An 11863-nucleotide genomic window follows, 5' to 3' on the forward strand; every position below is an offset into this window, starting at 1 on the left:
GGAGGACACCCCGACAGGTCCGCACCGTCCTCAGTGGACCCGGCAACCCGGACAACGCCCGCCTCGGCCGACCGTCCCGAGTGGACTCGGCGAGCTCTGGAACAACGTCGACCCGGCGTCCACCGGTCCGCACCGGACTCAGCCCACCCTCGACGGCCGGCGTGACCGGCGCACCAGGTCCTCCGCAGCGGCCGGCCATTCCGGGTACCCGAACGAGAATCCCGCCTCCGTCAACCGGCCCGGGATCACGCGACGGCTCTTCAGCAGCAGTTCCGTGTCGCTGCGGAGGACGAACGCGCCGATCTCCGCCATCCACTTCGTCGCCGGCAATCCCACCGGCATCCCCGCCGCCGCTCGCAGAGCGCGCAGGAAGTCGCGGTACGGCAACGGTTGCGGGGCCGCCACGTTCACCGGGCCGCTGATCTCCTCCCGCTCGATCAGGAAGCCGATCGCGCGGACCAGGTCGTCCTCGTGGATCCACGACATGTACTGGCCGCCGCCCGCGACCGGGCCGCCGAGGCCCAGGCGCGTCAGGCGCAGGAGCATCGCCAGCGCTCCGCCGGGCTCCGGGCTCATCACCATCGCCGTGCGCAGCGCCACCTTGCGGGTGCCCGGGGTCTCCGCCTCGCGCTGCTCGCGTTCCCACGCCTTGGCGATGTCGACGCTGTACGACCAGTAGGCCGGCACGTCCGGCTCGTCGCCGCCCAGCACTCCGGTGGTTTCGTCGTTCGGCGCGTCGAACCGGTGCGCGTAGATCGTGGCCGTGCTCATCTGCAGCCACACCCGCGGCGGCCGGGCCGCGCGGGCGATCGCGCCGCCGACCACCCGCGCCGAGTCGACGCGGGAGTTCCGCATCTCGCGCAGGTTCGCCGGGGTGTACCGGCAGTTCACCGACCGGCCGGCCAGGTTGAGGACGACGTCGCTGCCGTCGACCTCCGCCGTCCAGGGCCCCGGGCCGCGGCCGTCCCAGAGGACGTGCCGCACGCCCGGCTCCGGCCGGGCCTCCCGCCGGGTCAGCACCACGGTCTCGTGCCCCTGCTCGACCAGCGCGCGGCTCAGTACCCGGCCCAGGTGGCCGGTGCCGCCCGGAATCACAACCTTCATGTTCTCGACCGTACCGCAGGAGTTGAACATGTTCAATTATGACTGGGAGTAATCACCGCAATGCGAGCCTCAACCACCACCCCAAGAGGCGCCAAGACCACCGAAGACCCCTTCGGAAGATCACGAGGAGGTCTCCGCCATTCGGCCGAACGGGTTTGGATAACCACAGGTCACACTCCTGCATCAGAGCTTTACTCGCTGGGGAGGACGTCGCATCCTGCGCGCGTAACACGACGGGCCCTCGAGGACAAGAGACCTCGGACCTTCGCAGTCGGGCCGGTCGCCCGGGGAGAAGATCGCCGGGGAGTTCGCACACTCATCGTGACGGTCCACACCGGACCAGCCGGACCGCGACCGAGCCCGGCCTTCCCGACGGAACAGCTCCCAGGAGAACCTCATGCGCAAGATCAGCAAGCGGTCCGCGATCGTCCTCGGTGCCGCCGGAGCGGTGGTCGTCGCCGGTGTCGCCTACGCGGCCTGGACGAGCACCGGCAGCGGCACCGGCTCGGTGTCGTCGACCACGTCGGTCAATTCGACGATCACGCCCGCGGGCTCCGGCAGCGCCCTCTACCCGGGCGGCGGCACCGACTTCACCGTGACCGTCGACAACCCGAACAGCTACCCCGTCGTGGTCACCGGGATCAGCGCCGGCTCCTCGAACGCGGTCAACGGCTGCGCCGCGGGCACCGTCACGAGCGCCGTCCCCGCGGACACCACCGGCACCATCGCGGCCGGTGGCTCCAAGACCTACACCCTGCACGCGACGATGAACGCCAACGCCACCGACGCCTGCAAGAGCCAGACCTTCGTGCTGCCGCTCACCGCCACCCTCGCCTCGAACGCCTCCTGATCCACGGCGGGGCGGTGCGCCAACCACCGCCCCGCCCTTCCCCGGAAGGACCCCGATGTCCAGGTGGCGGAGCGGTGTTCCGGCGGGCGCGCTCGCGGCCGTCGTGGTCACGTGGTTCGCGATCGGCCCCGCGCCGGTGGCGAACACCGCGAACGGCAACGGCATCAAGCAGTTCGGCATCGCCGACGTGCCCGGCCGGGCCACCGCGCTGGTGCCCGGCGCGACCGGGACCCGGTGGATCCGGCTGGCCAACGCCGAGAACTTCCCCATCCTCGTCCAGACCGTGACGGCCGCGGTCGGCAAACCCGTCGACAGCCGGGGCCGCCCGGTCCCGGCCTGCCCGGCGGCCTCGGTGCAGGTCGACCCGCTCGCCCGGCCGGTGACGGTGCCCCGTGACGGCACCGCCGACGTCGCCCTCACCACCCGCATGCTGCCCGGCACCCCCGAGGCGTGCCGATCGCTCACCTTTCCCCTGACGTACACAGGAACGGCGGTCAAGCCATGAAGAACCCGACCCTGCGCCGCGTGCTCGTGGTCACCACGGTGGTCGGCGCGACGCTGGGCGGCGGGATCGCCGTCGCGGCGTGGACGAGCTCCGGTTCCGGGGCGGCGAACGCGAAGGCCGGAACGGCGGCCGCGCCGACGACCGGGACGGTGCCGGCCTCGGCCCTCACGACCGGCCCGCTCTACCCCGGCGGTCCGGTGGGCGACGCCAAGATCCTGGTCGGCAACCCGAACCCGTACCCGGTCAAGGTCAGCACGATCGTGGCGAACGGGACGCCGACGGGAGCCAACGGCACCGGCACCTGCACGACGACCGGCGTGAGCTGGACCGCGCAGTCGCCCAACGCGCCGGTGCCCGCGGGCGGAAGCACGACCCTCACGCTGACGGGTGCGGTGTCGATGATCACGGCTTCCGACGACGGCTGCCAGGGCGCGGTGTTCACGATCCCGGTGACGGTCACGGTGGTGAGCGGATGAGCGCGCCCAGGGTGGTCTTCGCGGCCGCGATGGTGGCGGCCGCGTGGACCACGGTGATCACCGGCTTGACCGCGATCGGCGCGGCGCGAGCGGAGGCGGCCTGGCTGAAGTCCGGCCCTGGCACCGGGTATGCGGCGGGGCTCAAGCTGCAGACGCCCGGCCAGCCGGTCGTCGACTCGGCGAAGTGCAACAACGGCAACGGCAGCGGTCCCTCGGCCACGCTCCACTGGACCTACCCGACCCCGTTGCCGCCCGGGTTCGAGCTCCTCACCGCGACCACGGCGGGCGGCCCGGTTTCCACCGCGGGCACCGCCACGACCACTTCGGCCACCATCCCCCTGCCCGGCAACAACAAGGTCTACGTGAGCGTGCGCGCCACGGCCGGTTCCTGGAAGGGGACGCGATCTCCGGAGGTGGCCGCCTGCTGATTCCGGAACACCCCTCGAACCCTGCAACGCAAAGGAAAGAACCATGCTGGAAAGACTGCGCGCCGTCCGCGCCCACGAAGACGGCTTCACCCTGATCGAACTGCTCATCGTCGTCGTGATCCTGGGCGTGCTCGCCGGGGTCGTCGTGTTCGCCGTGCAGGCGTTCAACGGCGACGGCAAGGCCGCCGCGTGCAACGCGGACTGGAAGAGCGTCGAGACCGCCAACGAGGCCTACTACGCCAAGACCGGCAGCTACGCCGCCAGCCCGGCCGCGCTGAAGACCGCCGGTTACCTGAAGGATGAGCCGTCGACCACCAACGGCTACACGATCTCCATCACCGCCGGGGTCGTCACGGCCGCCGGTGCCTGCACCCACTGAACCGTTCCGTGGGGGTGGGTGACCCACCCCCACGGACGCACCTCGCCCCGGAGGGAAACCATGCCCACCCAGATCGGCAGCCGCGTCGACGGCCTGCTCGAGGCCTTGTGGCAGGCGCGTGGCACCGACCTGCTGCTCACCGCCGGACTGCCGCCCCAGCTGCGCGTGCACGGCGACCTCTCCGCGGTCCCCGGCCAGCCCGTCCTCACCGGTGAGGACACCCGCGCCCTGCTCACCGAGCTCCTCACCGACGACCAGGCCCTCGCCTGGCGCGCCACCCGCGAATTCGACTTCTCCTTCGGCTGGCGCGACGAAGCCCGCGTCCGCGGGAACGCCTTCACCCAGCGCGGCGAGACCGTCGTCGCGCTGCGGATGATCCCGCGCCGCATCCCCGGCATGGCCGACCTCGGCCTGCCGCCCGTCCTCGCCGACTTCGCCCGCCGGCACCAGGGTCTCGTGCTCGTCACCGGGCCGACCGGCTCCGGGAAGTCGACCACGCTCGCCGCCGTCATCGACCGGATCAACTCCGAACGCGCCTGCCACATCCTCACCGTCGAGGACCCGATCGAGTACGTCCACGAGCACCGGCGCTCCGCGGTCAACCAGCGCGAGGTCGGCACCGACACCGAGTCCTTCCCCGCGGCGCTGCGCAGCGCCCTGCGCGAGGACCCCGACGTCCTGCTGGTCGGCGAGATGCGCGACCTCGAGTCGATCCGCTTCGCCCTCACCATCGCCGAGACCGGGCACCTCGTCTTCGCCACCTTGCACACCAACGACACCGCGCAGTCCCTCGCGCGGATGATCGACGTCTTCCCGGCCGGGCAGCAGGAGCAGGTCCGCGTGCAGCTCGCCGCCGCCCTCACCGGGATCGTGTACCAGCGGCTGCTCCCCCGCATCGGCGGCGGGCTCGTCGCCGCCTTCGAGGTCCTGGTGGCCAACACCGCCGTCCGCAACCTCATCAAGGAGGGCAAGCCGCACCAGCTGCGCAACGCGCTGGTGACCGGGCGCCGCGAAGGCATGGTGACGCTGGAGCAGTCGCTGTCCCAGCTCGTCGCCGCCGGGCTCGTCACCCCCGCCGACGCCGCCGCGCGCAGCCTCCACCCGCAGGACATCGCCCCGCGGCCCCGGAGCGTGCCGGCATGAGACTCCGCACCCGGACCGTCGACCTCCGCACGGTGACCCCGGACCGCGCCGCCGCCGACCTGCTCGGCGAGGCGCAGGCCCGCGAACTCTGCGCCATCCCCCTGGCCGTCCGCGAAGACACCGTGCTGGTCGCGGTGGCCGACGCCGCCACCGCCCCGGCGCTGCAGCAGGCGCTCGGCCGGCCGGTGACCGTCGCCGTTGCCGAACGCGCGGACATCCTGGCCACCATCGGCCGCACCTACCGCGCGCTCACCGGCGTCGACCAGCAGGTCAAAGCGTTCGAAGCCCGCGACGCCGTCCGCCGCGACGCGGCCCGCACCGAAGCGCCGGCCACCGCGAACGACGATGCGCCCGTCGTGCACGTCGTCGCCCTGATGATCAAGCAGGCGCTGCGCGACCGCGCGTCCGACATCCACGTCGAGCCGCAGGCCGAGCGGATCCGCGTCCGCTACCGCATCGACGGTGTCCTCCACGACGTCCTCGACCTGCCCGGCTCGATGGGGCCCGCGGTGACCAGCCGGATCAAGATCCTCGCCGGCATGAACATCGTCGAGCGCCGCCGCCCGCAGGACGGCCAGATCAGCATGGACGTCGAAGACCGCCCGGTGGACATCCGGGTGGCGAGCACGCCGGTCGTCGGCGGCGAGAAGGTCGTGCTGCGGCTGCTGGACAAGAGCCGCCCGCTGTTCCGGCTGCGCCAGCTCGGGATGCCGGAGGAGATGGCCGCGCGCTACACGGCGGCGTTGCAGTCGCCCTACGGAATGGTGATCTGCGCCGGGCCCACCGGCAGCGGCAAGACCACGACGCTCTACGGCTCGCTGAGCGAGCTCGACAGCAGCGAGCGCAACATCATGACCATCGAGGACCCGGTGGAGTACACCATGTCCTCGATCAACCAGATCCAGATCAACGAGCAGACCGGGGTCACCTTCGCCGACGGCCTCAAGTCGATCCTGCGCCAGGACCCGGACGTCATCCTGGTCGGCGAGGTCCGGGACGTCGACACCGCGCGCATCGCCGTCCAGTCCGCGCTCACCGGCCACTTCGTGCTCTCGTCGCTGCACGCCACCGACGCCGCGTCGGCACTGCACCGGCTGCTGGACATGGGGATCGAGAACTTCCTCGTGGCGTCCTCGGTCACCGCGGTGCTCGCCCAGCGGCTCGTCCGGCGGATCTGCGCGCGCTGCAGCGAGTACTACGAACCGTCCGCCGAGGAGATGTCCTTTTTGGACGCCCTGGGTGCGGACGGCCCGGCGGGCGGGTTCGTCCGCGGGGCCGGCTGCAACTTCTGCGCGCAGACCGGGTTCCTCGACCGCACCGGCGTCTACGAGCTGATGCCGGTCAGCGAAGGCATCCGCACGCTGGTGCTGGAGAGCGCGCCGCACCGCGAGGTGCACGAGCTGGCCCGCAAGGAAGGCATGCGGACGCTGCAGGACGAGGCCCTGCGGCTGGTGGCCGAGGGCGTCACCACCCCGGCCGAGGTCCTGCGGTCGATCTACCTCACCGGAGGGGCGCGATGAACCGGTACGCCTACGTCGCCACCGGCCCGGACGGGCAGCGCACCCGCGGGGTGCAGAAGGCCGCCGACGCCGATTCCGCCGTCCTCGCGCTGTACGAACGCGAACTGCGCGACATCGAGATCACCGAGAAGAAGAGCGTGCTGAGCCTGGAGCTGACCGCGCCACGGGTCAAGCGCGAGGTCGTCATGCACCTCTCCCGCCAGCTCGGCGCGTTCGTCCGGGCCGGGCTCCCGCTGATCGACGCGGTCCACATCCTCGGCGAGGAGGCCGCGAACTCCTCGGTGGCCCGGATGCTGCGGGACGTCGGGCAGGGCCTGCGCGGCGGCGACCGGCTGTCGGACTGCATCGACCGGCACCCGAAGATCTTCCCCGAGTTCTACCGCGAGATCCTGCGCTCGGCGGAGCTCACCGGGCAGCTCGACGTCGTCCTCGACCAGCTCGCCGGCTACCTCGAGCGCGACCTCGAAGCCCGGCGCAAGATCAAGGCCGCGCTGATCTACCCGGCGATGATCGCGCTGATGTCGGTTGTCACCGTCGTCGTGCTCGCCACCTTCGTCCTCCCCCGGTTCAAGTCGTTCTTCGCCAGCCTGAACGCGAGGCTGCCGCTGCCGACGCGGATGCTGCTGGCCGTCACCGACTTCCTCGGCCAGTGGTGGTGGGCGCTGCTGGCCGGGCTGTTCGCCGGCATCGCGGGGTACCTGGTCGCCGTGCGCACGCCCGGCGGCCGGTACGCCCGCGACCGCGCGCTGCTCGGCGTCCCGGCGATCGGCCCGACCGTGCGGCACGCGCTGGTCGAGCGGTTCTGCCGGATCCTGTCGTCGATGGTGAGCGCCGGGGTGCCGCTGCCGGAGGCCCTGCGGGTCGCGACGGACTCGCTGCGCAACCGCGTGTTCATGCGCGCGCTCGGCCGGGTCGCGCAGGCGGTGCTCAACGGCGAGGGCCTGGCCCGCCCGCTCACCGGCTCGGGGCTGTTCCCGGTGACCGCCGCGCAGATGATCCGCGTCGGCGAGGACACCGGCACGCTCGACACCCAGCTCGAGGTGACCGCCCAGTACTACGAGAGCGAGCTGGACTACCGGCTGAAGAAGCTCACCGCGCTGTTCGAGCCGGCCGTCATCGTCGTGATGGGGCTGGTCGTCGGGTTCGTCGCGGTCGCGCTCGTCTCGGCGATGTACGGCATCTTCGGCCAGGTGCACCTCTGATGGGCGGCCTCCGATGAGCACGGACGACCGGGGCGAGAGCCTCCTCGAACTGCTGGTCGCGGTGGCGATCCTGGGGGTCGCCGTCCTCGCGGTCGTCGGCGGGATCGGGGTGAGCGTGTTCATGTCCGACGTCCACCGCAAGCAGGCGACGGCCGGGGCCGGGGTGCGCGACTTCGGCGAGGCCGTCCTGGCGGGCGGGTACTTCCCGTGCGCCGCGCCCGCGAAGTACGCCGCGCCCGCCGGGTTCACCGTGCCGTCCGGGTTCACCGGCTCGGTGACGTCGGTGAAGTACTGGACCGGCTCGGCGTGGTCGGCGACCTGCGGCACCGACAGCGGGCTGCAGCAGGTGACCCTCCAGGTCGCCAGCGTCGACGGGCGGGCGAGCGAACGCCTGGAGGTCGTGGTGCGCAAGCGGTGCGGGCTCGGGGAGGCGCTGTGCTGAGCCGCCGGTCCGACGCCGGGTTCACGCTCATCGAGCTGCTGGTCGTCGTCGTGATCCTCGGGGTGGTCGCCGCGCCGATCGCCAACGCGGTGATCGTCTCGATCCGCAACACCGACGCGACGTCCGCTCGCTTGGCCGTGTCGCACGACGCCCAGCAGAGCTCGGCGTTCTTCGCCCAGGACGTCGCCGCGGTCGGGCTGCGCGACTACTCGGGCCAGGTCGCGAACGGCCAGGTCCCGTACTCGCCGTCGATCCAGCTCGGCGCCGCCTACGACAGCGGCGGGCAGGTGTGCGGCACGGCCGCGACGCCGGTTTCGGTGGTGCGCCTGCTGTCCGACGACTGGGACACCGGCACGCCGGTCGCGACCCGGCGGACCGCGATCGTCGCCTACTACCTCGCCGGGACCGAGCTGCACCGCCTGCGCTGCCTGGATTCCGCGGCTTCGTCGGACTCGGTCGTCGCACACCACGTCGCCCCGGGCACACCCGCGATCACCTGCTCGAGCCCGTGCACCGCCGCGGCCGTCCCGCTGTGGGTGAAGTTCACCTTCACCGCCGTGGCGCCCCGCGCCGACCCCTACCCCATCACCCTGTTCGGGCAACGGAGGCAGACATGACCCGCCGGTGGAAGAGCGACGACACCGGAGCCGCGCTGCCGCTGGTGCTCGTGCTGGTCACGGTGATCGCGGTGGTGCTCGGCGCGCTGCTGTCGTTCGCCGACACCAGCGTCCGCACCACGGTGAACCTGCGCGACCAAGCAGCGTCGGCCTACACGGCCGACGGGGCGCTGCAGGCGGGGATCAACGCGATCCGCACCAGCACGTTCACCGGCGCGGCCGGCGAACACTGCTTCGGCGCGTCGGACACGCTGACGCTGCCGAACTTCGGCGGCGCCGGCTCGGCCGCCGTGTCGTGCACCGCCGATCCGGCGAAGGTGCAGATCCAGTGCCCGTCCCTGAGCGTGTGCAACCGGCCGGGCAACGCGATCCTCACCCTCGGGACCGGCGGCGAGGACGGGCTCAACATCCAGCAGCCGACCGGGTCGTCGTTCAAGGTGCACGGCATCGTGTCCTCGAACTCGAACATCCGCGTGGTCAACGGGGCGCTCGACACGAACACCGCGGTGTACGCCCGCGGCGCCTGCTCGGGCACGATCCGGAGCACGCCCGCGGCGTCCTGCGGCTACGGCGGGTCGAGCCTCGGCGCGGACCCCGGCTACGCGCCGGCGTTGACGTCCGTACCGCCGCGCCAGGCATTGCCGCCGTGCACCAAGTCCGGCTCGCTGGTGACATTCCAGCCCGGGTTCTACGACGACGCGGCCGGGCTGTCGGCGATGATGTCGAGCAGCAGCAAGTGCAAGGACAGCACGTTCTGGTTCACGCCCGGCACGTACTACTTCGACTTCCGCAACAGTGCTCCGGTCCGGCCGCCGTCGCTGCTCGCCGGCGAGGACGTGTGGACGATCGACAACGGATACGTGGTCGCGGGCACGCCGGTGGACGAGAGCGGGCGGATCATCGCCAAGCCGCCGGTCCCGGCGAAGATCCCCGGGGCCTGTGACAACCCGATCGACGACGCGAAGGCGGTCGGCGTCCAGTTCGTCTTCGGCGGCGACAGCCGGCTGGCGGTGAAGGCGGGCCAGGCGGAGATCTGCGGGACCTACAGTGCGGACCGGCCGCCGGTGGCCGTGTACGGCCTGACCTCGGGCGCGGAATCCCCGGTGACGGCGACGCTCGTTCCCGGTTCGGTGACCGGCGGCTTCACCGGTACGGCCGCCTCTCTGTCCACAGTGGACGGAACCGGTGCGGCCTGGGTTTCGCCGGGCAAGGGTGGCGGCAGTGCCGCACTGACCGCGACCGGCTTCGCCCCCGCCGCGGTGCCGCCCGCCGGGACGATCCTGACCTCGGCGAAGATCCGCGTCACCCACCGCAACGACCAGGGCGCGAACAAGGACACCCGCACCGCCCAGTTCACTCCCGCGGGCAGCTCGCCGATCACGCTGAGCTTGTCCACGCCGAGCGATGGCACGCCCGCGACCGACGTCACCGACGTGACGAACCAGCTGGCGCAGGCGGTGTACGACGGCACCCTCAGCGGCGGGCAGCTGAGCTACGGCGTGACCGTGAAGCACGAGGGCACGGAACTGGTGGATGCGCTGCAGCTGGAGCTCACCTACACCCCGCCCGCGTTGCGTGCGGAAAGCGGGTGCACCCAGCTGGCGTACAGCAGCAGCGCGGCGTGTGCGCTGGTCACGACGGTGAACAACTCCGGGAACCGGTTCTACGTGCAGGGAACGACGTACGCGCCCAAGGCCGTCCTGGACGTCACGCTGAACAACGCGACCGAGCCGATCTTCCGCTTCGGCGTCATCGCGCGGTCGTTGTGGGTGAAGGAGACCGGGAGCGTGACGTTCACCGGGGCGGTCATCGAGGTGCCGGACGACTCGCCCGGGTTCGTCTTCGGGGTCTACCTCTCGGCGTACGTGTGCCCGGGGTCGGCCACCTGTGCGCCGGGTGGTGTTCCGGCCGCCCGGGCGCGGGTGGCCTATGTGGACGGTGATCCGACGAATCCGGTGCCGGGAGCGCGTCAGGTGTCGGTGCTGAGCTGGTCGGGGAACCGGTGACCGGTCAGGCCAGGCCGGTCAGCCGCTGGTAGGCGTCGCCGAGCGGGCCGGCCGCGAAGATCGCCAGGAGGGCGGCGGCGATCATGAACGGCCCGAACGGCAGCGCGGTCTTGCGGCCGCCCTTGCCGGCGGCCAGCACGACGACGCCGGCGAGGGCACCGAGCAGGAAGCCGCCGAACGCCCCGATCAGCAGGGTGCCCCAGGAGAGGTAGGCGAGGATCCCGCCGAGGAGGCCCGCGAGCCGGACGTCGCCGAAGCCCATGCCGGCCGGGTAGGCCAGCGCGAGGAGGAGGTAGAAGGCGAACAGCGCGGCGCCGCCGATGCCGGCGCGGGCGAGCGACCACCAGTCGCCGCGGTACCAGGCCGACGCCGTCAGCAGGACCACCAGGACGGGGTAGGACGGCAGCACGATCGCGTTCGGCAGGCGGCGGCAGTCGAGGTCGATGAGGGCGAGCGCGATGCCGATCGCGCCGAAGTAGAGGAAGGCGGGCAGGTCCGGTGGGTCGAGCCGCAGGGCCAGGAGCGCGAAGAGGACTGCGGTGGCGAGCTCGACGAGGGGGTACCGGACGCTGATCCGGGTACCGCAGGCGGCGCACCGGCCGCGCAGCACGAGCCAGCCGAAGACGGGGACGTTGTGCCGGGCCTTGACGGCCTGCCCGCAGCCGGGACAGCGCGACGGCGGGCGGACCACGGACTCGCCGCGCGGCACCCGGTGGACCACGACGTTGAGGAACGACCCGACGACCAGGCCGAGCACCGCCGCCGCCACGACCAGCACCGCCATCGGCTCCTCCGGGGTTGGGACCGCCGCCGATCTTGCCGGACCCACCCCCGCCCCGCGACCGGACACCACCCGCCCTGGATGGACGACACGCGTACCCAGCCGGACGACACGCCGACCGCCCGTGTCGACCCTCCAATCACGCGAGCCGACCCTCCAATCACGCGTGTCGTCCATCCAAGTACGCGTGTCGTCCGCGCAGGTACGCGAGTCGTCCATCCAAGTACGCGTGTCGTCCGCGCAGGTACGCAAGCCGACCGCCTGGGTATGCGAAGCGGCGGCCTGGGGCGGGGCGGTGGTGGGGCGGGCGGCGATGGGCCGCGCGGCGGCGGGCTGGCCGCGCCGTGCGGCGGCGAGTTGGGAGCGCCGTGGCAGGCCGGGTACGAGGCGATGGGCTCGGCGGCGGGTCC

Annotated in this window: 13 protein-coding genes; 11 read left to right on the plus strand and 2 right to left on the minus strand. The window is 72.1% G+C overall.

Annotated elements, in window-relative coordinates; translation table 11 throughout:
* Positions 1 to 138: 138 nt before the first annotated feature.
* Positions 139 to 1104, minus strand: a complete 966-nt coding sequence (locus tag H5965_RS39545) for a TIGR01777 family oxidoreductase (protein ID WP_310976181.1) — start codon at positions 1102 to 1104, stop codon at positions 139 to 141.
* 397 nt (positions 1105 to 1501) lie between these two features.
* On the opposite strand from H5965_RS39545, the gene H5965_RS39550 reads away from it, so the two are divergent.
* Genes H5965_RS39550 through H5965_RS39600 form a run of 11 tightly spaced genes read left to right on the plus strand, consistent with a single transcriptional unit; the run spans position 1502 to position 10672 of the window.
* On the plus strand, positions 1502 to 1954 hold the full coding sequence (locus H5965_RS39550; RefSeq protein ID WP_310976182.1) for a hypothetical protein: 453 nt from the start codon (positions 1502 to 1504) through the stop codon (positions 1952 to 1954).
* Positions 1955 to 2009: 55 nt separating this feature from the next.
* On the plus strand, positions 2010 to 2459 hold the full coding sequence (locus H5965_RS39555) for a hypothetical protein (protein ID WP_310976183.1): 450 nt from the start codon (positions 2010 to 2012) through the stop codon (positions 2457 to 2459).
* Positions 2456 to 2935 carry a hypothetical protein gene (locus H5965_RS39560; RefSeq protein ID WP_310976184.1) on the plus strand — a complete coding sequence of 160 codons (480 nt, stop codon included), beginning with the start codon at positions 2456 to 2458 and terminating at the stop codon, positions 2933 to 2935. The genes H5965_RS39555 and H5965_RS39560 overlap by 4 nt, the downstream gene beginning before the upstream one ends.
* Complete coding sequence (locus H5965_RS39565) at positions 2932 to 3363, plus strand: hypothetical protein (RefSeq protein WP_310976185.1); 432 nt, start codon at positions 2932 to 2934, stop codon at positions 3361 to 3363. Before H5965_RS39560 ends, H5965_RS39565 begins: the two co-directional genes overlap by 4 nt.
* Before the next feature lie 43 nt (positions 3364 to 3406).
* Positions 3407 to 3742 carry a prepilin-type N-terminal cleavage/methylation domain-containing protein gene (locus tag H5965_RS39570; RefSeq protein WP_310976186.1) on the plus strand — a complete coding sequence of 112 codons (336 nt, stop codon included), beginning with the start codon at positions 3407 to 3409 and terminating at the stop codon, positions 3740 to 3742.
* Positions 3743 to 3802: 60 nt separating this feature from the next.
* On the plus strand, positions 3803 to 4885 hold the full coding sequence (locus H5965_RS39575; protein ID WP_310976187.1) for a type IV pilus twitching motility protein PilT: 1083 nt from the start codon (positions 3803 to 3805) through the stop codon (positions 4883 to 4885).
* Entirely contained in the window at positions 4882 to 6405 is a 1524-nt protein-coding gene (locus H5965_RS39580) for a GspE/PulE family protein (RefSeq protein WP_310976188.1), read from the plus strand. The genes H5965_RS39575 and H5965_RS39580 overlap by 4 nt, the downstream gene beginning before the upstream one ends.
* The gene (locus tag H5965_RS39585) at positions 6402 to 7607 is read left to right on the plus strand and encodes a type II secretion system F family protein (protein WP_310976189.1); all 1206 of its coding nucleotides are present in this window, start codon (positions 6402 to 6404) and stop codon (positions 7605 to 7607) included. Before H5965_RS39580 ends, H5965_RS39585 begins: the two co-directional genes overlap by 4 nt.
* A gap of 13 nt (positions 7608 to 7620) precedes the next feature.
* Positions 7621 to 8049: a prepilin-type N-terminal cleavage/methylation domain-containing protein gene (locus H5965_RS39590; RefSeq protein ID WP_310976190.1), complete on the plus strand. Its 429-nt coding sequence runs from the start codon at positions 7621 to 7623 to the stop codon at positions 8047 to 8049.
* Positions 8043 to 8666, plus strand: a complete 624-nt coding sequence (locus tag H5965_RS39595; RefSeq protein WP_310976191.1) for a prepilin-type N-terminal cleavage/methylation domain-containing protein — start codon at positions 8043 to 8045, stop codon at positions 8664 to 8666. The genes H5965_RS39590 and H5965_RS39595 overlap by 7 nt, the downstream gene beginning before the upstream one ends.
* On the plus strand, positions 8663 to 10672 hold the full coding sequence (locus H5965_RS39600) for a hypothetical protein (RefSeq protein ID WP_310976192.1): 2010 nt from the start codon (positions 8663 to 8665) through the stop codon (positions 10670 to 10672). The genes H5965_RS39595 and H5965_RS39600 overlap by 4 nt, the downstream gene beginning before the upstream one ends.
* 4 nt (positions 10673 to 10676) lie before the next feature.
* Here the strand turns inward: H5965_RS39600 and H5965_RS39605 are convergent, their stop codons facing one another.
* Entirely contained in the window at positions 10677 to 11456 is a 780-nt protein-coding gene (locus tag H5965_RS39605) for a prepilin peptidase (protein WP_310976193.1), read from the minus strand.
* Positions 11457 to 11863 lie beyond the last annotated feature (407 nt).

The organism is Amycolatopsis sp. 505 (assembly GCF_031625235.1).
Classification (GTDB): domain Bacteria; phylum Actinomycetota; class Actinomycetes; order Mycobacteriales; family Pseudonocardiaceae; genus Amycolatopsis.